This window comes from Rhizobium sp. KNZ14-9A (genome assembly GCF_056755015.1).
Genome location: NZ_JBPGXB010000004.1, coordinates 1,620,630 through 1,639,997 on the forward strand (window position 1 = coordinate 1,620,630; position 19,368 = coordinate 1,639,997).

Here is a 19,368-nt window from a genome sequence, read left to right on the forward strand (position 1 = left end):
CCCCAGGTGGCGTGACCTTATCAGGCGTTGACGATCTCCCGATGCGCAAGTGCGCCGGCATCCTGCTGGCGCTGGCGAATGATCGTCGACGCCTCACGAGGATCAGGCGGCAGCACGGCATTCTTCAAAGCGATCGAATATTCGTGCTGCGGATTGTCTAGCACGGTGCGTGCATCGCCGCTTTCGACCACCACGCCCTTGCGCATGATAATGACCCGGTCGGCGATGTAGTAGGCGGTCGCCAGATCATGCGTGATATAGATGATCGACACCTTCAGCGTATCACGCAAGTCGCGGAAAAGATTGACGATCGACATGCGCAGCGATGCATCCACCATCGAGACCGGCTCGTCGGCGACGATCAGCTTGGGTTCGGGAATGAGCGCACGTGCCACCGCAATGCGCTGGAGCTGGCCGCCCGACAATTCGTGCGAATACCGTCCGCGAACCTCCGCAATGGAGAGGCCGACCCGCTGCAGCGCCATGTCGGCCAGCGCCTCCCTGTCGGCGCGGCTCTTCGCATCCTTGAAGCGATGGGCGGTGGCATACAGATATTCGTCAATGCGCGTCAGCGGATTGAACGCTTCGAAGGGATTCTGGAAAACCGGCTGAACCCTGGTCATGAAGGCTTCGCGGGCGTTGCGGCTGCGAATATCACCGATATCCGCACCGTCGAAGCGGATGGTGCCGCGATCAGCCTTCTCATTGCCAAGGATCATCTTGGCAAGCGTCGATTTGCCGGAGCCGGATTCGCCGACAATCGTGAAGATCTCGGGTCTGTCAGCCTCGAGCGCGAAGCTGACCTCGTTAACCGCCGTCATCTTGGCACGCGAGAAGAAGCCGCCGATCGGAAAGAGCTTGGTGACGTTTTCAAGTTGGAGAAGGTGTTCGCCGCTCATTGGATTTTGTACTCCCCCGCCCTGAAACATGCGACACGCCCGCCGGTCGCGCTTGGCTGCATGACGGGCACCTCCTTCGAGCATCTGTCGATCGCAATCGGACAGCGCGGGTGGAAGCGGCATCCCGAAGGCGGGTTCGAGAGCGCCGGCGGTTTGCCCGGTAGGCTTTTTCTGGTTTTCGTATCACCGATCCGCGGCAGACTGCCGATCAGGTGGACCGTATAGGGATGTTGCGGATTGTCGAAAATCCCCTGCGTCGGCCCCTCTTCGGCCAGCCGCCCGGCATACATGATCGCGAGGCGATCGGTGATTGCGGCATGGACGGACATATCGTGGGTTACGAAGATGACCGAGGCTTGCATGCGCGTCTGCACCTCCTTGATCAATGCCAGAACATCCTGCTGCACCAGAACGTCGAGCGCTGTCGTCGGCTCATCGGCGATGATGAATTCCGGTTCGCAGACGGTCGCGAGCGCAATGGTCAGTCGCTGGCGCATGCCGCCTGAAAGTTGATGCGGAAAGGCTTCGAGCACATGCGGATCGAGATGCAGGCGGGCGAGATGCGCCTCGATCCGCTCACGAAAGGTAGCCGGATCAAGGTTCATGTGCCGGAAGGCGAAATCGTTGAAAGCGTGCTTCACGCGCCGGACCGGGTTCAGCACGTTCATCGAGCCTTGCATGATATAGGACAGGTGGCGCCAGCGCGCAGACCGCATTTTCTGCGGTTCGCCGTAGACGTCGATCAGCTTTCCATCGAAGTTGAAATTGACGGTGCCGCCGACGACCCGCATCGGCGGCCGGATGGCCCCGGCAAGCGTCTTGATCAACGAGGTCTTGCCGCTCGAGGATTCTCCGGCGATGCCGTAGATCTCGTTCTTGCGTACCGTCAGGCTGATGTCATCGACGGCGCGAATCTCGCGCCGGACGCCGAAATAGTCGTTGACGTAATAGCATTTCAGCCCGTCGATCGTCAGCGCGTCTCGGGAGTTTTCGACGAGGGTCAAAGGCGCTTTCCTCAAAAGATTCTGCATCGTCTCAGGCTCCCATCCGAGCCAGCCGCGAGCGGGGATCGATATATTCGTTGACCGACATGGCGAGCATGAAGAGGCCGAGGAAGAGGATCACCACGAAGAGCATCGGGAAGGCCACCCACCACCAGATGCCGGCGACCATGGCGGAATGGGCATTGGCCCAATAGATCATGCCGCCGATCGTCGGCCGGTTGATGTCGGAGAAGCCAAGCACGGAGAGCGTCACTTCCAGGCCGATCGCCCAGATGAGATTGTTCATCGTCGTGAAGAAGACGATCGGCATCACATAAGGAAGATGCTCGCGGATGAGGATCTGCGACGTGCGCATGCCGGCGAAGACCGCATGCCGGGTGAACTCGCGGTGGCGGAGCGAGAGCGCCACTGAGCGGATCAGCCGGCTGTCATGTGTCCAGCCGAGCAGGGCCGCGACGATCGCCAGCATCGACCATGTCATCTGGTCGCGCAGCACGAAGACCAGGAGAAGCAGGATCGGAATGTTGGGCAATGCGCCGAGCGTATCGTTGATGCCCATGATGATCTGGTCGGTGCGTCCGCCGATATAGCCGGAGACCAGGCCGACGACCAGCGCAATGAGGCGGCTGATGACGGCAACGATGATGCCGAAGAGGAGCGTGTTGCGAAGCGATGCGGCGATCTGCCAGAACACCTCCTGGCCGCGCGATGTCGTGCCGAGCCAGAATTCGGCAGACGGCGGCATGTCGGGGGCGACGACATAGATGGCATTCTCGTCATAGGGAGAGAAGAAGGAGGCCACGATCAGGCCGAGGATGATCAGGATCAGGATCGTCCCGAACAGGAATTCCTTGTTGTAGCGGAGCAGGTCTCTGAGGATCTTGAACATCGCAATTATCCCAGTTTCACGCGCGGATCGATCAACGGATAGATGATATCGATCACGAAGACGGCGGAGGCGACGGCGATGATGGCAATCGTCGTCACGCCGAGCACCAGGCTGTAATCACCGGAATAGATGCCTGAAATCAACAACTTGCCGATGCCGGGGTAGTTGAAGACGAATTCGACGATGACGGCGCCGCCGAAGACATTGCCGAGGCTTAGCGCGAGCCCTGTGACCTGCGGCAGCATGGCATTGCGGGCCACATAATGCGAAAAGATGCTGCGTGAACGTACGCCCCCGAGCTCGGCATAGACCACATGGTCGTCGGTGACGATGTTGGAGACGAGCGAGCGCATGGAGATGAACCAGCCGCCGATGCCGACGAGCACCAGCGTCAGCGCCGGCAGGATGCCGTGTTCGATGACCGAGCTGATGAAGACCCAGTTGAAGGCAGGCGCGAGGTTGACCTGCGCGCCGTCACTGATCGGCAGGATCGGCCAGATGAAACCGAAGAGAATGACGAGGCTGAGGCCGATAATGTAGGTCGGGATCGGCTGTAGTGCCATGATGACGATGCCAGCGAGCTTGAGAAGCCGGCTGTTGCGGAAATAGCCGGCAAGCGCGCCGAGCAGATTGCCGATGATCCAGGCGATGATGGTTGCAAGCGTCAGCAGGCCGACGGTCCAGGGCAAGGCGCGGCCGATGACCGTCATGACAGGCGTCGGGAAGGACGACAGCGAGGGACCGAAATCGCCGGTCAGCACCCGCTCCCAGAAGGTGAAATACTGATCGAGAAGCGGGCCGCCGGTTCCATAGAGCTCCCGCAGAGACTGTCGCAGAATTTCGACTGCCTGCGGGTCGGTCGAGCCGAAGCTCGTCAGCAGCGACACCGTTTGCTCCACCGGATCGACCGGCGAGAAATGCGCGATCAGGAACGCAAGCGTGATGCCGATGACGACGACGAAAAGGAACTGCAGGAAACGCTTGCCCGCATAGATCAGAAAGCCATTCATGGCATCCACCCTCCAATAGCAGAAGGGGAACGGCCGACTGCCCGGCCACCCCCCATATCGACACGGTCAGTTCTTGGGAGCGGCCGGATTGGCCTTCAGGCCGACCACCATGTAACGGATGTTCGACCAGTTCGGACCCGAGGCGGAATAGGGGTTTTCAGCACTCGGATAGTTGGTCCAGTAGGTCGTGTCGAACGGTGCAAACTTGTTGTAAGCCATCAGCGGGATCATCGGCATCTCTTCGACGGCGAGCTTCAGAAAGTCCTGGCCGACTTTGGTGACATCGGGTGAATCGAAAGCGATGGACCGGTTTTTCGCGATCAGCTGATCGAGGCGCGGATCCTGCCAGCGCTGCAGGTTGCGCGGCGGCTGGATCTGGCCGAGCGGCTTGATGAACTCAGAATGGTAGCTGTCCAGGAAGAAGGACAGGTCCGGATGACCGCCCCAGGTCTCGATGCTCCAGTAGATCGCCGCTTCGAAATCGCCGGTGCTGAGGCGCTGGCCGTTGGTCGGGCCGGCAACGTCGACCTTGGTTGCAATGCCGTTCTGGCTCCATTGCTGGGCGATGACAGTGCCGGCACGCGCAAGCGTCGGAATGGCATCGCCTTCCACCTGCAGGCGGATCACGAACGGCGTGCCGTCAGGTTTCAGCCATTGATTGCCGCTCTTCTTGAAACCGGCTTTCTGCAGCAGCTCGGTCGCAGCCTGGATGTCCTGCTTCCACCAGCCGAAACCGAAGGTGCGCTGCAGCTGTTTCGGATCGGTCGGGATCTGATCGCCCCACTGTCCGCGGACCATGGTGGCGATCTGGGCCGAGATATTGGGGTCGTAGGGCTTGATCTTTCGGCTACCGGTATCAAGCTCGAAATTGGTCAGCCAGTCCTGCATCGGCGCATAATAATCGTCCGGTGCTGAGCCGGTCGGCGGCGTGGCAAGGGCTGCAAGATTGGCAGCGCCTCGGTAGGAACCGAGTGCCACGGCGCGGATATCGATCATCAATGCCAGCGCCCAGCGGACATCCTTGTTATCGAAAGGCGGCTTCTTGGTGTTGAGCAGTACCGACGGCAGGGTCGGATCGGGATGGGCGAAGGGGAAGCCCTTCAGCCAGGAGGCGACGCTCTTGCTGTCGCGCATCATCGCAAACATGCCCTCGGGTGCCATGTCGTTGATGACATCGAGATTGTGATTGCGCTGTTCGATGACACGGGCCTCCGGGTTACCTGCAGCACGGTAGACGACATATTTGACCTGCGGCGGCTCCTTGGCGGCCATGCCGATCGAAGTGCGCTGCCAGTCGTCACGCAGTTTCCAGATGGTCCAGTTGCCGCCCTTGTCGTAGCTCTGCAATACATAGGCACCGAGCGATACCGGCGGATTGTTTTTGAATGCCAGGGGATCGCCGGCCTTTTCGAAGACATGCTTCGGCATGATCCAGGCAGCGTTCCAGCGCACGGTAAACAGCGTGTGGAAACGCGAATTGGGTTTCTTCAGATGGAAGACGACCGTCTGCGGATCGGGGTTCTCCACGCTGGCGACATTGACAGTGAAGGGCGCGCTCCAGGACATGCCGGGATGGTCGATCTGCGTCTGGACCGTATAGGCCACGTCATCACTGGTGAATTCGACGCCGTCGCTCCAGTAGATGCCCTTGCGAAGCTTCACCGTCATTTGGGTGAAATCGGCATTGTAGGCAGGCGGCTCGGTTGCGAGCGCGTTCTGCCAGGCATCCGGACCACCCTCCGGATTGATGAACCAGAGCGTGTCGGTCGTCAGCTGCTGCAGGCCGTTGACATTGGCCGCGCCGCCACCGCCGGGCGCCCAGACGTTGAACCAATCCGCATTCTGCTGCGGCGTGCCCTGGATGATCAACGTTTCATTGCGCGGGATGCCGGCAATGAAATCCTGCGCGTAAGCAGGAAGGGCAGCGAGAGATAATAAGACAATGACTGCAAATCTAGGGAACTTCATCGGACGCTCCTCCTCCTTGGCCCGCATGGGCGGGCGCTTCCTGTAATCCGTTATCGATCGCGTTCCGGCAAAAGCGCCTGCATAGGGGCCTTGAGACCCTTATGTCTCCTCCAGACACTCGGCTTTTCCTCAGCATTTATCGACAATTTTTCAGCAAACGGCAACAGGTAATTTTTAAAATGTTAAAAACTCGCAGATTTTCAGGCGTTTTTTAACGTCGCCTAAGTGTGACTTTTTTGTATTATTGACAAAATGGTCATTTCGCTTAGCTTTTGCGACGAGCGCGGCGCCCTCCCAAGACGGCCGCTCTTCATCAAAAAATTGGTCGGTTGGCCTTCGGGAGGAGGCTGAGGCATGACCGTTCAAGAGGAAAAGACGATGACGAGTTCCTATGACGTGACCATCAACGTTCACGCCGGCAGGCCGACAGGCCCATATAAACCGCTGTGGAACTGGTTCGGTTATGACGAGCCGAACTATACCTATTCCCCGCACGGCAAGAAGCTCCTGAAAGAGCTAACCGAACTCAGCCCCGTCGCCCCGCGCATCCGCGCCCATAATCTCTTGACGAGTGGAGACGGCAAGCCGGCCCTGAAATGGGGCTCGACCAATGCCTATACCGAGGATGCAAACGGCAATCCCGTCTACGACTGGACGATCATCGACCAGATCTTCGACGCCTATGTCGAGGCTGGCAACATTCCGCTGATCCAGATCGGCTTCACACCGGAAGCGCTTTCCGATTTCGATGGCCCCTACAAGCATCATTGGGAGCCGGCAGACCGGTATGCGACTATCACCACCGGCTGGACAGCGCCGCCGAAGGATCTGAAGAAATGGGGTGACCTGATCGAAGCTTGGGCGCGGCACCTCGCCGATCGCTACGGCGAAGACGTGGTCTCGTCCTGGCCCTGGGAAGTGTGGAATGAGCCCGACGGCCACTACTGGACCGGCACGATCCCGGAATTCTGCGCCATGTATGATGCGAGCGCCCGCGCAGTGAAACGGGCCTTGCCGAAGGCGCGTGTCGGAGGCCCGCACACCTGCGGCGCATTCGCCAATGAAAAAGCGCAGACCTTTCTGCGCGCCTTCCTGCGCCACGTCGTCGAGAACAAACCACCGCTCGACTTCATCGCCTTCCATGCAAAGGGAAATCCGGTCATCTTCGACGGGCATGTACGCATGGGCCTGCACAAGCAGCTACGCGACATCGAGACCAATCTTGCCATCATCAACGAATTTCCCGAGCTTCGGCACCTGCCCGTCGTCATCGGCGAATCCGACCCGGAAGGCTGCGCTGCCTGCTCGGCGCGCGTCCATCCGCAGAACGGCTATCGCAACGGCCCGCTCTACGGCGTCTATGTCGTCGAAAGCATGATCCGCACCTATGAATTGTCGCGCCGCGCCAATATCGAGATCGAAGGGGCCGTCACCTGGGCCTTCCTCTTCGACGACCAGCCCTATTTCGACGGCTTCCGGGATCTTGCCACCAACGGTGTCGACAAGGCGGTGCTGAACGGCTTCCGCATGCTCGGCAAGCTCGGCGGCCTGTGGCTCGAATCGGAGAGCGACTATCGCCGCGATATCGAAGACATCATGAGCCACGGCGTTCGCGACAAGCCCGACGTCAATGTCGTGGCGACCCGCGACGACAAGGGCGTCTCCGTTCTCGTCTGGCACTATCATGACGATGACGAAGCAGGCCCCTCCGCCGAAGTCAGTCTCTCGATCGACGGTTGGGGCAACCGTCCGGCCGCGCTCAAGCACTTCCGGATGGACGAGCAGCACTCCAACTCCTTCCGCATCTGGAAGGAAATGGGCAAGCCGGAGCATATCGAGGGCGCCGATTACACCACGCTCGAAGCCTCCGGCAAGCTGGCTAAGATCGACGACAAGGCATCAGTTTCCGTCACGGACGGCAAGATCGATCTCCGCTTCTCCCTGCCGCGTCAGGGCGTTTCTCTCCTTCGCCTGGACTGGTGAGACGGCAGGAAAAGAGGGAGCGCAACCCTCCAAGTTGCGCTCCCTGACTGCCCTCAAGCAATTCGGCGCGCGGCCGTCACCTTATCGGCCGCGCGCCATAACCGGCATCTCCGGAAACATTCCCCCCTGCAGCATTGCCGGCATGAGCCATCTGGGCCGAGGCGCGGTGCTCTAACAATCCACAGTCCCAGAACATCGAATGCAATATTCATCACAAACAGGTTTACAGCCAACAACTGACATGTTAGTCATTTTTCACTGACATTGAGGAGGTATATTGGTGACGGGGTTTGGTTTGTCGGTCGCATTGGCGACGCCTTTTGAAAGCAGCGGCGCCATTGCCGCCGAGGTCATGATCGCCCAGGCGAAGCGGAGCCTCGATTCGGGCTGCGCCAGTGTCACGCTGTTCGGGACGACGGGCGAAGGAGCATCCATCGGCAGCCAGGAGCGCGAGCGAATCCTCGAAACGTTCACTGCCTCCGGCATCCAGCCTCGACAGATCGTTGTCGGCGTGCTCGTCGATGCCGCCGAGGATGCCGCCCAGCAGATGTCGCAGGCCTTGTCCAAGGGCGCGCGCAATATTCTTCTCGCCCCACCCTCCTATTTCAAGAATGTGAGCGATGACGGCCTCTTTGCCTGGTTCGCCGACGTCTTTGCGCGGCTGGGCAGTGCAGCACGCGACGTTCTGGTCTACAATATTCCCTCGGTGACGATGGTCACGTTGAGCGTCGACCTGATCACCCGGTTGCGAATAGCGTTCCCCTCGATCGTCACCGGCGTCAAGGACTCCTCCGGCGACTGGCCCTACACCGAAGCGCTGCTGCGCCAGCATGGCGACCTGATCATCCTGATCGGCGACGAACGGCATCTCGCCAAGGGTGTGCGCATGGGCGGCCAGGGCGCAATTTCCGGCATGGCCAATTTTGCGCCGCATGAAGTGCGGGCCATGGCCGTCGACGGCAATGACGATCCCCGCGCCGAACACTTCGTCGCCGAGCTTCTCAAGCATCCCGTGACACCGGCTGTGAAAGTCATGGTGGCAAAGATGACAGGCGATGATACGTGGCTTGCGGTTCGCCCGCCTTTGACGTCAATCTCCGCCGACGGCAGGCGCGAGCTTGCTCTTGCCTTTGACGGACTTTTTCGCGCAAAGGCAGCATAGCGGTCATGTACGAGGAGAACCCGATGGATGGAGCCGACGAGCCGCCGACGCTGAGAGAGAAAGCTTATGAGAGCTTTACCCGGCATCTGCTTGCGCGTGACGTCCGTCCCGGGCAATTCGTCTCGCAGCGCAGGCTTGTCGAACTGACCGGCCTGACGCTTGGCGCCATCCGCGAGCTCATTCCGCGGCTTGAAGCCGAGGGCCTCATCAAGACCGTGCCGCAGCGCGGTCTGCAGATTGCCCATATCGATCTCAACCTCATCCGCGAAGCTTTTCAGCTCCGGCTTTTTCTCGAAAAGGAAGCCGTTGGCATCTTCACGGAGACGGCAAGCGACGAGACGATTGCAGCACTCCTGAAGCAGCATCGCGAGATCGTCGCGGCAATCGAAGGCGGCAATCATTCACATGAACTGGAAGTCCACGCCCAGGCCGTCGACTGGGGCATGCATGATGCCTTCATCGATGCGCTGGGAAACACCATCATTTCGAACGCCTATCGCGTCAACTCCATCAAGATGCGCCTGATCAGCCAGGAGCGCTTCCGCATCGAAGGGCGCGTCGGCCCCGTCATGGGCGAACATCTTCGCGTGCTGGAAGCAATTGAGCAAAGGAACGCGCAAGGGGCCGTCGATGCGCTTGCCGCGCATATCAATCACGCGCGAAGTCGCGCGCTGAGAATTTAGACTGGCGCCTGCGGTGAGGAGATCGCAGGCCACACAAGAGGAGGAGAGCAGCATGTCATCATCATTCATTCGTCCCACACGCCGAAATTTCCTGGCGGGTACAGCAGCGATCGGTGCCGCCGGCCTGCTCGGCATCAAGCCTGCTTCGGCAGCGGTCGACTGGAAGCGCTTTGCCGGGACGACGCTCGAGGTGAATCTCGTCAAAAGCCCGCGCAGCGAAACGATCCTCAAATATCTGAGCGAATTTGAAGCGCTGACTGGCATCAAGGTCAATGCCGAAGCCACGCCCGAGCAGCAGCAGCGTCAGAAGACGACAATCGAACTCAGCTCCGGCAAGCCGAGCTTCGACGTCGTGCACCTCAGCTATCACGTCCAGAAGCGCCAGTTTGAAAAGGGCGGCTGGCTTGCCGACATCAGCGGCTTCGTCAAGGATCCGACGCTGACCGACCCGTCTCTGGTCGAAAGCGACTTTGCGGAAGCCGGCCTGCAATTCGCCAAGGATTCGCAGGGCGTGCTGCGCTCGCTTCCGTTCTCGGTGGACTATTGGATCGTCTACTGGAACAAGGAACTGTTCGAGAAGAAGGGCCTCTCCTACCCCTCGACCTTCGACGAGATGGCCAGCGCCGCTGAAGCCCTCACCGACACATCCACCAATACCTACGGCTTCGTCGCCCGCGGCCTGAAGAATGCAAACGTTCCCGTCTGGACGACCTTGCTGCTCGGCTATGGCTCGACGCCGCTCGGTCCTGATGGAAAGCTGCGCACGACTTCGGATGAAGCCGTGGAAGCAGCTAAGCTCTATCAGCGCCTGATGACGAAGGCCGCGCCCGTCGGCGTTTCCGGCTTCAACTGGGCGGAAGCACAGTCTGCCTTCCTGCAGGGCAAGGTCGGTATGTGGCTCGATGGCGTCGGCTTTGCTCCGCCGATCGAGAACCCGGAAAAGTCCCGCGTCGTCGGCAAAGTTGGTTACGGCATCATGCCGAAGGGACCGAAGGCCCAGGCCGCCGCAACGACCGGCGACGGCATCGCCGTTACCGCCGCCAGCAAGAACAAGGAAGCAGCCTATCTCTTCTGCCAGTGGGTCGTTTCCCATGATATGGGCGCGCGCCTGCTGCAGGCAGGCGCCGGCGTTCCCTTCCGCAATTCGATCCTGGAAGATGCGAAGGTTCGAGAAGGCGTCAAGATGCCGAGCAGCTGGGTCGATGCCGTTGCGGGCTCGGCAAAGGTTTCGCAGCTCGCGCTGCCGGTCATCATTCCGGTTACCGAGTTCCGCGACATCTATGGCGTCGGCCTGACCAACATGATCGGCGGCGCCGATCCGGCAGCGGAACTGAAGAGCGCCACCGCGCAGTTCGAACCGGTACTGGCCCGAAGCGAGGGATAATGACATCCGTGAGCATGGACACCACGCGATCGAAAAGCATCGCAAATGGGAGGAGCAAGCCTGGCAGGCTTGCTCCGAACTACTGGCCCTTCGTTGTCCCGGCGCTGGTCGTCATCGCCGCGGTTATCGTGTTTCCCTGGGTATTTACGCTGTGGATGAGCGTCAACAGCTGGACCTTGGGTCAGCCGGTGGTTTTTGCCGGCCTGGACAATTACACCCGGCTGCTGGTGGACATGCGCTTTTGGGAGTCCTTGTGGCACACGGCGCTCTATACGCTGCTTGCGGTCGTTGCCCCGCTATTCCTGGGCACACTCGCGGCCCTGATTTTCGACGCGCAGTTTCCGTTCCGCGGATTGCTGCGCGGCGTTTTCGTCATGCCGATGATGGCGACACCCGTCGCCATCGCGCTCGTCTGGACGATGATGTTCCATCCGCAGCTCGGCGTTCTCAACTACCTTCTGTCGCTCGTGGGCATCGGGCCGCAGGAGTGGATCTACAACCAGAACAGCGTCATTCCCTCGCTCGTGCTGGTCGAGACATGGCAGTGGACGCCGCTGATCATGCTGATCGTTCTCGGAGGCTTGGCAGCCGTTCCGCGCGAACCCTATGAAAGCGCCGAGATCGACGGCGCAAACGCCTGGCAGAAATTTCGATATCTGACCCTGCCGATGATCGCGCCCTTTCTGATGATCGGCGTCATGATCAGGAGCATCGATGCGGTCAAGAGCTTCGATATCATCTATGCGATGACACAGGGCGGCCCAGGCACCGCATCCGAGACGATCAACATCTACCTCTATAATACCGCCTTTTCCTATTACGACATCGGCTACGGATCGGCGATGGCAGTCGTCTTCTTCATCATCATCGTCGCGCTTTCCTTCGTGCTGATGATGATCCGGCAGCGCGCCAACTGGTCCGACACGGAGACACGCTGATGAAACGCAAGACGATCGACCGTATCGGGCTGCTGTTTGTCGCCCTCGTCATGGTCTCCCCGGTCATCCTGTTTTTCCTCTGGATGATCTCCCTGTCGTTGAAGTACGAAATCGACAACGGCGCCTATCCGCCGATCTTCATCCCCGAGCGCTTCGCCTGGTCGAACTACATGAAGGTCTTCGAGGAAAATAACTTCTTCCTCTACTTCTGGAATTCGATCCTCGTGACGGGCGGGGCGACCCTGCTCGCGCTGCTGATCGGCGTGCCTGCCGGCTACGGCATTGCGCGGCTGAAGGCGGAGCGTTCCGCCATGGTCATCATGATCGCGCGCATGACGCCCGGTCTGTCCTTTCTCATCCCGCTGTTTCTGCTGTTCCAATGGCTGAACCTTCTCGGCACGCTCTGGCCGCAGATCATCATCCATCTGGTGGTGACCGTACCGATCGTCGTCTGGATCATGATCGGCTATTTCGAAACGACGCCAATGGAGCTTGAAGAGGCCGCCAGCATCGACGGCGCAACATCCTGGCAGGTCTTCCGCCTGGTGGCACTGCCGATCGCCAAGCCCGGCATCGTCGTTGCATTCATTCTGTCTGTCATCTTCTCCTGGAACAACTTCGTATTCGGCATCGTGCTTGCGAGCCGCGAGACCAGAACCCTGCCCGTCGCGGTCTACAATATGCTGTCCTTCGAGCAGGTCAGCTGGGGACCACTGGCCGCAGCCGCGCTCATCGTCACGCTGCCCGTGCTGGTGCTGACGATGTTTGCACAAAAGCAGATCGTTGCAGGCCTGACGGCTGGCGCCGTCAAGGGCGGCTGACCCAAGGCATTCAAAGGACCATCAACATGGCAAATGTGAATATTCGAAACGTCCAGAAGCGCTTTGGTGCCGTCAATGTCATCAGAGACATCAGCGTCGATATCGCCGACGGAGAATTCGTGGTCCTCGTCGGCCCGTCCGGCTGCGGCAAATCCACCCTGTTGCGCATGATCGCCGGCCTGGAAGAAATGAGCGATGGCGAAATCCGGATTGGCGCGCGCGATGTCAGCGACCTGCGGGCGCGCGACCGCGATATCGCGATGGTCTTCCAGAACTACGCGCTCTATCCGCATATGAGCGTCGCCGACAATATGGGCTTTGCCCTGAAGCTGAAGAAGGCCGATACGTCGGAGATTTCCGAACGGGTCACCAAGGCTGCCAACGTCCTTGGCCTTGAAAAGCTGCTCGACCGATACCCTAAGCAGCTCTCAGGCGGCCAGCGTCAGCGTGTCGCCATGGGCCGCGCATTGGTGCGCGATCCGCAAGTCTTCCTGTTCGACGAGCCGCTTTCCAATCTCGATGCCAAACTGCGTGTGCAGATGCGCGCCGAAATCAAATCGCTGCATCAGCGCATCAAGACGACGACGATCTATGTCACGCATGACCAGATCGAGGCGATGACGATGGCTGACAAGATCGTCGTTCTGCATGACGGCGTCATCGAACAGGTCGGCGCTCCGCTGGAACTCTACGATCGTCCCGCCAATCTGTTCGTCGCCGGCTTTATCGGCTCGCCGTCGATGAATTTCATTGACGGCAGGATCGAAGAGGGTGTTTTCCGCACGGAGAAGGGCCTCATCCTGCCACTGCCGGAAAACATCAAGAGCGCACCGCCCGCCGGTGAGCTCGTCTACGGCATCCGTCCCGAACATATCCGCGCCAGCCAAGGCGGAATTGGTGGCCGTGCCGAGATCGTCGAGGGAACCGGATCTGAAATCTTCGCCAAGCTGGATTGCAATGGCGAACAGATTTCCTGCCTCTTCCGCGAACGGCTGGCAATCGCTTACGGCGATATGGTGTCGATCGTGATCGATCCGGCAAGTGTCCATCTCTTCGACAAGTTAACCGGCCGACGCATTTGAGCCCGACCTTCTCCAATGCCGGCGGCAAGCCGCGCCACGTGCTCTGCGTCGGTGCCGCCGTGCTCGATACGCTGTTTCGTGTTCGTACGATCCCGCAGACGCCGGGCAAGGTCCTGCCCTATGAAATGCTGCAAGTGGCCGAGGGCATGGCTTCCAGCGCTGCCTACGCGATCGTGCGTCTCGGTGGTCTGGCAAGCCTGTGGGGCGCGGTCGGAGACGATACGGCTAGCCAGCAGATTCTGTCGGAGCTCGAACAAGCCGGGATTGATGTCGGCGGCAGCGCCCAGGTTGCCGGCGCCCGCTCGGCCGTTTCGACAATCCTCATCGACGACGATGGCGAAAGGCTGATCGTTCCCTTCTACGATCCGCGACTGCACGAAGACGTCAGGGAGGTCACGACCGACGATCTCGCGGCGTTTGATGCCGTCATGGTGGATGTGCGCTGGCCCGCTCTCGCCCTGAAGGTCCTAAAAGCAGCAAGGGCGGCGGGAAAGCCCGCAATTCTCGATGGTGATGTCGCGCCGCCTCACGTTATCGACATGCTCGCGAAACATGCCAACCACATCATCTTTTCAGAGCCGGCAGCCAACAGCCTTTCGCAGATAGACGATCCCGCTGGCATGGTGCCGCTTCTCAAGAAGCAATATCCGCAGGCTTTGATCGTGGTCACGTCCGGAGAGCGCGGCAGCTATTGGTGGAACGAAGAAACTGCTGACGTCGCGCATGTGCCTGCATTTCGGGTCAAGACGGTCGACACGCTGGCAGCGGGGGATATTTTCCACGGCGCCTATGCGCTGGCGGTCACGGAGGGATTGACGACAGATGCCGCCATCCGGATGGCCTCTGCCGCCGCGGCACTGAAATGCAGCATCTTTGGCGGACGGCTCGGCGCACCGGAGCGTGCGGAGGTTTTGGCCTTGCTGGGGGATGCCGAGCGCAGGTCGATGGCGGCGGCCGACACGATCGCCAGTCAATCCGTCTAGGACCTCAATTCTCGCTCACATAGGCGAGGTAGCGCTTCTTGCTCGGCTGCAGGTGGTCGACGCAGAGCTGCGCCAGAACCCAATTGTCCCTGCCCTTCAGCATCTCGATCATCAGCCGGTGATGCTCGTGCGAGATCCGCAGCGATTCCTTGCTCGACATGGAATTGGCGCGCACCGGCAGGCTGAGACGCATGTAGAGCTCGATCGACTGGACGAGATGGGAATTGCCGCAGGCGCTGAAAAGCGTCAGATGGAACTTGTCGTTTGTCTCGTGCACGCCGCGAAGGTAGCCGGATTCGACGTGCCGGCCATGCTCTTCGTGCAGGGCCGTCAGTTCGGCGATCAGCTCGTCGGGCGCCGGCAACGGAATCCAGAGTGCCGCCTGCCTCTGCAGCAGCTCGCGCACGTCATAGATCTCCTGCACCTGTCTTGATGTCAGCGAGCGGACAGTTGCGCCCTTATTGCGTTCGCGCACGACGATACCCATCGTCTCCAGCTGGACGATCGCCTGGCGCGCGAAGTGTCGCGTCACATGGAAGCGCGCAAGAAGCGTATCCTCGGTCAGACGAGTACCAGGCGCCAGCCGTCCGAAGATGATGTCTTCTTCGAGCGCGCGCGCAATGCTCAGATCGTCGTGTTCGATCTCGTCTTCACTGATATCGTCGAGCGTCTGCATCAATACGTCCTCCGGGGGCCGGCCATCTTATCGCGGTTTGTCTTCAGCGTCGAACCGGCTCAGCCGATAGATGTCTTCGACCAGCGCCAGCGTCTTCAGATTATCGTCAGGCACAGTCTCCATCACTGCTCGGCCCTCCAGCCCGTCAAGGAAATGCGCGATCGTCGCATCATAGGCGCCTTGGTAGACGGCATCCGCATCGAATTCCTCCTTGCGCTCGGCATGGCCCGTTGCCGAAAGACGGCTTCCATACAATTCCAGCGTCGCCTGCGTGCCAAAAATCCGTAGATGATCGCGCGGCGCCGGCGGTGCGCCATGCACCGCCAGATTGGCGTTTACAGTGACGATCACCCCGTCGTCCAGGCGGCGTAAGACGACAGAGGCAACATCCTCGGCGATAATGTCGTCATTGCTGCGCTCAAGCCGCGCGGCAACCACCTCCATTTCGCCGAACAGGTAGCGCAGCGTATCCAGATGATGGATCATCACCTCCATGACCAGCAGACGCTGCTGCCTGCGGAAAAACGGCTGGCGGATGAGCGCTGGCCTGTTCCCGTCAGTATCGGCAATCATGCCGCTTGAGAAGAATTCGAACTGGACCTGCCTGATATTGCCGGCAATCCCCTCCTCCAGCCAGGCCTTCAGCCGGCGGTAATAGGCGCGAAACCGCCAGTTCTCGTGCACCATCAAGCGGATGGACGGCGGCAGACCGGCAACGAGAGCAACTGCCTGTTCGTAGTCGGGCGCCAGCGGCTTCTGGCAGAGAATATCGAGATCGTTTTGCGCCGCCAACCGCACAAGCTCCACATGTGCCTCGCGCGGCGCACAGATATCGACGGCATCGAGCGCTTCCTCCGCCAGCATCGCTTCCGCGCTCGCATAGTTTCTCGTAATGCCGAAAACCCCACTTCTGGCCGCCCGCGCCTCCACCGAAGGGTCGGCGATCGCCACGACCTCGGCGCGCGCCGACTGCTTCATCCATGCCGGCAGGTGATATTCGCTGACCCAGCCGGCACCAATGATCCCCACGCGCCTTCGCTTGATCTCTGCCATGAACCACTCCACCTCATTTTATCGATAATTTAGACATCATCACTGGAAATGCCAATGCGCATTCGGGATGGGAAAGTGGAAAAATCCCGATTTATCTTAGATTTTGTCTATTCAATTTTCCGAACATCGCGGTGAGCGGCATCGACTGCGCATCTTCTTTATTGACAATCCTACATATCCCACTAGGCTTGAACTCAATTTAAGAGACGAGGGAGGAACAATGTCGAGCGGTCTTCGTCGCAAGCTGACGAGTTACGGCGATCAGGGTTTCTCCCTTTTCCTGCGAAAGGCCTTCATCAAGGCCATGGGCTATTCGGACGATGCTCTCGATCGCCCGATCGTGGGGATTGCCAATACCTACAGCGATTTCAACCCCTGCCATGGAAACGTGCCGCAACTCATCGAAGCTGCCAAGCGTGGTGTCATGCTGGCCGGCGCAATGCCGATGGTCTTTCCGACCATTTCCATCCACGAGAGCTTCGCCTCGCCGACCTCGATGTATCTTCGTAACCTGATGGCGATGGAAACCGAGGAGATGATCCGCGCCCAGCCGATGGATGCCGTGATCCTCATTGGCGGCTGCGACAAGACCCTGCCGGCGCAGATCATGGCCGCTGCCAGCAGCGATATCCCGGCAATCTTCCTGCCGACCGGGCCGATGGCCGTTGGTCACCATAAGGGTGAGAGGCTCGGCGCATGTACGGATTGCCGGCGCTTCTGGGGGCGCTTTCGGGCCGGCGAGATCGATGAGGCCGAGATCACCGACGTCAACAACAAGCTCGCCAGCTCGATCGGCACCTGCACGGTGATGGGAACGGCAAGCACCATGGCCAACCTGACCGAAGTGATGGGCCTCTGCCTGCCGCGGGCAGGATCGGCGCCCGCCGCCGAATCCGAGCGCGTGCGGCTTGCCGAAGAGACCGGCCGCGTTGCCGCCGGACTGGCAGCCAACCCGGATGCGCCGACGGTGCGCGATATTCTGACGCCTTCGGCCATCCGCAACGGCCTTGTCGCCTTGCAAGCTATGGGTGGCTCGACCAATGCCGTCGTTCACCTTGCCGCCATCACGGGGCGCCTTGGCATTCGCCTCGACATGGCCGAACTCGACAGGCTCGGCAAGATCATCCCACTTCTCGTCGACCTACAGCCGTCCGGCCAGCATTATATGGAGCAGTTCCACGAGGCCGGCGGTGTGCAGACGCTCTTGAAGGCGGTGCGCCACGAGATCGACGCCAGCCAGCAGACGATCTATGGCAAGACGATCGGCGAGGTAATCGATGCGGCTCCCGACGAGCCCGGCCAGACGATCATCCGCACGGTCGATAAACCGTTGAAGCCCATCGGCACGATTGCCGTGCTCCACGGCAATCTGGCGCCTCGCGGCGCGGTCATCAAGCAATCGGCGGCATCGAAGGATCTACTGCAGCATGAGGGCCGAGCAGTGGTCTTCGATTCCGTCGAGGACATGACCCTGCGGATCGATAGCGACGACCTCGATGTCAGCGCCGACGATATTCTCGTGCTGCGCAATGCCGGCCCGAAAGGCGCGCCGGGCATGCCGGAAGCCGGCTATCTGCCGATCCCGCGCAAGCTCGCTCGCCAAGGCGTCAAGGACATGGTGCGCATCTCCGATGCCCGCATGAGCGGCACCGCCTTCGGCACGGTCGTGCTGCATATTGCCCCGGAGGCCGCTGCCGGCGGGCCGCTAGCGATCGTGAGAACCGGCGACCGCATCCGCCTCGACGTCAAGGAGAGACGCATAGACCTCGCCATTGACCAAGCGGAATTCGACCGACGCATGGCAGAGCTTGGGGAAATATCGGCTGCCGAGCCGGCGCGCGGCTATGCCAGGCTTTATCACACGCGCGTGCTGCAGGCCGATGAAGGCGCCGATTTCGATTTCCTCCAGCATGAGGATCTGGAACAGAAATGAGCCTGGTGGACAGTCAAGCGCCACTCTGCCTACCGCGCCTGCCGCTGACCCGTGCTCCGGCAACGCCGCTGCCGCAGGGCACGATCGATACGCATTTCCACGTCTTTCGGTCGGACGCGCCGCTGAATACGCCACGTAGCTACACGCCGGATATCGCAACAACTGCAGACTGGATCGCCTTTGCCAACCGGCTAGGCATCAGCCGGGGTATCGTCGTGCAGCCGAGCGTCTATGGCCTCGACAACCAGGTTCTGGTCGAGGCACTGGCCGCCTTTCCGGACCGGCTGCGGGGCATCGTTGTCATCGATCCCGAGACAGACCCTACGGAGATTGCCCGTCTCGACCGGCTTGGGGTACGCGGCGTTCGTATCAACACGCGCAACAAGGGCGGCCTACCGCTTATTGCGGCCGAAACGCTTGCGGCAGACATCCGCGATTTCGGCTGGTCGCTACAACTTCAGATCAGCCCGGACCAGATCGACGACCTTGCCGGACGGCTGCCACATCTGGGCGTCCGCTTCGTCATTGATCATCTGGGCTTCATACCACTCGCCGACGGCGCATGGCGCCAACATCTTCCTGCGCTCCAGAGGCTCGCCGATAATCCCGGCGGCTACATCAAGCTCACCGCTCCCTACAGGCTGACGCGCGAACGCGGTTATGCAGGTTTTGCCGAAGTGGTGCGGGCGCTTGCGGCCAGCCATCCGGACAAGCTGCTCTGGGGGAGCGACTGGCCCCATACCGAGCTCTGGAGCGATATGCCCGATGACGCCGAGCTGATCGACGGGATGCAGGATGCAATCGGCAACCCCGAACTTGCCCGCAAAATCTTCATCGAGAATGCCGAAACGCTGTTCTTTGGGCGTTGAGCGCAACGCGCCTTGACGATCGCCAGTGGCG

General features: G+C 60.3%; 17 protein-coding genes. 10 read left to right on the top strand and 7 right to left on the bottom strand.

Features of this window, described 5'->3' with window-relative positions; translation table 11 throughout:
- Nucleotides 1-20 precede the first annotated feature (20 nt).
- The 5 genes from ACR9ZQ_RS37830 to ACR9ZQ_RS37850 all read right to left on the bottom strand — a co-directional run bounded on the left by ACR9ZQ_RS37830 (nt 21) and on the right by ACR9ZQ_RS37850 (nt 5,770).
- Nucleotides 21-899, bottom strand: coding sequence for an ABC transporter ATP-binding protein (locus ACR9ZQ_RS37830; protein WP_481430400.1), 879 nt, complete (start codon nt 897-899; stop codon nt 21-23).
- A complete protein-coding gene (locus tag ACR9ZQ_RS37835) occupies nt 896-1,930 on the bottom strand; it encodes an ABC transporter ATP-binding protein (protein WP_481430401.1) in 1,035 nt (344 codons plus the stop codon). Before ACR9ZQ_RS37835 ends, ACR9ZQ_RS37830 begins: the two co-directional genes overlap by 4 nt.
- Before the next feature lie 4 nt (nt 1,931-1,934).
- Nucleotides 1,935-2,792, bottom strand: coding sequence for an ABC transporter permease (locus ACR9ZQ_RS37840; RefSeq protein ID WP_310382271.1), 858 nt, complete (start codon nt 2,790-2,792; stop codon nt 1,935-1,937).
- A 5-nt stretch (nt 2,793-2,797) separates the two neighbouring features.
- Nucleotides 2,798-3,802: an ABC transporter permease gene (locus ACR9ZQ_RS37845; protein ID WP_310382270.1), complete on the bottom strand. Its 1,005-nt coding sequence runs from the start codon at nt 3,800-3,802 to the stop codon at nt 2,798-2,800.
- A 66-nt stretch (nt 3,803-3,868) separates the two neighbouring features.
- Nucleotides 3,869-5,770 (bottom strand): ABC transporter substrate-binding protein, encoded by a 1,902-nt coding sequence (locus ACR9ZQ_RS37850; RefSeq protein ID WP_481430402.1) that lies wholly within the window; start codon nt 5,768-5,770, stop codon nt 3,869-3,871.
- 354 nt (nt 5,771-6,124) lie between these two features.
- Between ACR9ZQ_RS37850 and ACR9ZQ_RS37855 the strand changes: the two genes are divergently transcribed.
- The 8 genes from ACR9ZQ_RS37855 to ACR9ZQ_RS37890 all read left to right on the top strand — a co-directional run bounded on the left by ACR9ZQ_RS37855 (nt 6,125) and on the right by ACR9ZQ_RS37890 (nt 14,806).
- Nucleotides 6,125-7,753 (top strand): GH39 family glycosyl hydrolase, encoded by a 1,629-nt coding sequence (locus ACR9ZQ_RS37855; protein WP_310382267.1) that lies wholly within the window; start codon nt 6,125-6,127, stop codon nt 7,751-7,753.
- A 277-nt stretch (nt 7,754-8,030) separates the two neighbouring features.
- On the top strand, nt 8,031-8,915 hold the full coding sequence (locus ACR9ZQ_RS37860) for a dihydrodipicolinate synthase family protein (RefSeq protein ID WP_481430403.1): 885 nt from the start codon (nt 8,031-8,033) through the stop codon (nt 8,913-8,915).
- Nucleotides 8,916-8,938: 23 nt separating this feature from the next.
- Nucleotides 8,939-9,598 carry a GntR family transcriptional regulator gene (locus ACR9ZQ_RS37865; protein WP_310382264.1) on the top strand — a complete coding sequence of 220 codons (660 nt, stop codon included), beginning with the start codon at nt 8,939-8,941 and terminating at the stop codon, nt 9,596-9,598.
- Nucleotides 9,599-9,650: 52 nt separating this feature from the next.
- Complete coding sequence (locus ACR9ZQ_RS37870; protein ID WP_481430404.1) at nt 9,651-10,982, top strand: ABC transporter substrate-binding protein; 1,332 nt, start codon at nt 9,651-9,653, stop codon at nt 10,980-10,982.
- Nucleotides 10,982-11,920, top strand: a complete 939-nt coding sequence (locus ACR9ZQ_RS37875; protein ID WP_310382262.1) for a carbohydrate ABC transporter permease — start codon at nt 10,982-10,984, stop codon at nt 11,918-11,920. Before ACR9ZQ_RS37870 ends, ACR9ZQ_RS37875 begins: the two co-directional genes overlap by 1 nt.
- A complete protein-coding gene (locus tag ACR9ZQ_RS37880) occupies nt 11,920-12,741 on the top strand; it encodes a carbohydrate ABC transporter permease (RefSeq protein ID WP_007816916.1) in 822 nt (273 codons plus the stop codon). The genes ACR9ZQ_RS37875 and ACR9ZQ_RS37880 overlap by 1 nt, the downstream gene beginning before the upstream one ends.
- Before the next feature lie 26 nt (nt 12,742-12,767).
- The gene (locus ACR9ZQ_RS37885; RefSeq protein WP_310382261.1) at nt 12,768-13,823 is read left to right on the top strand and encodes an ABC transporter ATP-binding protein; all 1,056 of its coding nucleotides are present in this window, start codon (nt 12,768-12,770) and stop codon (nt 13,821-13,823) included.
- On the top strand, nt 13,820-14,806 hold the full coding sequence (locus tag ACR9ZQ_RS37890; protein ID WP_481430405.1) for a PfkB family carbohydrate kinase: 987 nt from the start codon (nt 13,820-13,822) through the stop codon (nt 14,804-14,806). Before ACR9ZQ_RS37885 ends, ACR9ZQ_RS37890 begins: the two co-directional genes overlap by 4 nt.
- Before the next feature lie 4 nt (nt 14,807-14,810).
- Here ACR9ZQ_RS37890 and ACR9ZQ_RS37895 read toward each other — a convergent pair whose 3' ends face one another.
- Together ACR9ZQ_RS37895 and ACR9ZQ_RS37900 are read right to left on the bottom strand one after the other, a co-directional pair.
- On the bottom strand, nt 14,811-15,482 hold the full coding sequence (locus ACR9ZQ_RS37895; protein ID WP_310382257.1) for a GntR family transcriptional regulator: 672 nt from the start codon (nt 15,480-15,482) through the stop codon (nt 14,811-14,813).
- Nucleotides 15,483-15,509: 27 nt separating this feature from the next.
- On the bottom strand, nt 15,510-16,535 hold the full coding sequence (locus ACR9ZQ_RS37900; RefSeq protein WP_310382256.1) for a Gfo/Idh/MocA family protein: 1,026 nt from the start codon (nt 16,533-16,535) through the stop codon (nt 15,510-15,512).
- Between the two features lie 220 nt (nt 16,536-16,755).
- On the opposite strand from ACR9ZQ_RS37900, the gene ACR9ZQ_RS37905 reads away from it, so the two are divergent.
- Entirely contained in the window at nt 16,756-18,468 is a 1,713-nt protein-coding gene (locus ACR9ZQ_RS37905) for an IlvD/Edd family dehydratase (protein WP_310382255.1), read from the top strand.
- Nucleotides 18,465-19,337, top strand: coding sequence for an amidohydrolase family protein (locus tag ACR9ZQ_RS37910; RefSeq protein ID WP_310382254.1), 873 nt, complete (start codon nt 18,465-18,467; stop codon nt 19,335-19,337). The genes ACR9ZQ_RS37905 and ACR9ZQ_RS37910 overlap by 4 nt, the downstream gene beginning before the upstream one ends.
- Nucleotides 19,338-19,368 lie beyond the last annotated feature (31 nt).

What these genes read in the sequence shown, in the direction of transcription:
- ACR9ZQ_RS37870 (WP_481430404.1), top strand. Translation starts at nt 9,651, where the DNA reads ATGTCATCATCATTCATTCGTCCCACACGCCGAAATTTCCTGGCGGGT.
- ACR9ZQ_RS37880 (WP_007816916.1), top strand. Translation starts at nt 11,920, where the DNA reads ATGAAACGCAAGACGATCGACCGTATCGGGCTGCTGTTTGTCGCCCTC.
- ACR9ZQ_RS37875 (WP_310382262.1), top strand. Translation starts at nt 10,982, where the DNA reads ATGACATCCGTGAGCATGGACACCACGCGATCGAAAAGCATCGCAAAT.
- ACR9ZQ_RS37850 (WP_481430402.1), bottom strand. Translation starts at nt 5,770, where the DNA reads ATGAAGTTCCCTAGATTTGCAGTCATTGTCTTATTATCTCTCGCTGCC.
- ACR9ZQ_RS37835 (WP_481430401.1), bottom strand. Translation starts at nt 1,930, where the DNA reads ATGCAGAATCTTTTGAGGAAAGCGCCTTTGACCCTCGTCGAAAACTCC.
- ACR9ZQ_RS37830 (WP_481430400.1), bottom strand. Translation starts at nt 899, where the DNA reads ATGAGCGGCGAACACCTTCTCCAACTTGAAAACGTCACCAAGCTCTTT.
- ACR9ZQ_RS37840 (WP_310382271.1), bottom strand. Translation starts at nt 2,792, where the DNA reads ATGTTCAAGATCCTCAGAGACCTGCTCCGCTACAACAAGGAATTCCTG.
- ACR9ZQ_RS37900 (WP_310382256.1), bottom strand. Translation starts at nt 16,535, where the DNA reads ATGGCAGAGATCAAGCGAAGGCGCGTGGGGATCATTGGTGCCGGCTGG.
- ACR9ZQ_RS37855 (WP_310382267.1), top strand. Translation starts at nt 6,125, where the DNA reads ATGACCGTTCAAGAGGAAAAGACGATGACGAGTTCCTATGACGTGACC.
- ACR9ZQ_RS37910 (WP_310382254.1), top strand. Translation starts at nt 18,465, where the DNA reads ATGAGCCTGGTGGACAGTCAAGCGCCACTCTGCCTACCGCGCCTGCCG.
- ACR9ZQ_RS37845 (WP_310382270.1), bottom strand. Translation starts at nt 3,802, where the DNA reads ATGAATGGCTTTCTGATCTATGCGGGCAAGCGTTTCCTGCAGTTCCTT.
- ACR9ZQ_RS37905 (WP_310382255.1), top strand. Translation starts at nt 16,756, where the DNA reads ATGTCGAGCGGTCTTCGTCGCAAGCTGACGAGTTACGGCGATCAGGGT.
- ACR9ZQ_RS37895 (WP_310382257.1), bottom strand. Translation starts at nt 15,482, where the DNA reads ATGCAGACGCTCGACGATATCAGTGAAGACGAGATCGAACACGACGAT.
- ACR9ZQ_RS37885 (WP_310382261.1), top strand. Translation starts at nt 12,768, where the DNA reads ATGGCAAATGTGAATATTCGAAACGTCCAGAAGCGCTTTGGTGCCGTC.
- ACR9ZQ_RS37865 (WP_310382264.1), top strand. Translation starts at nt 8,939, where the DNA reads ATGGATGGAGCCGACGAGCCGCCGACGCTGAGAGAGAAAGCTTATGAG.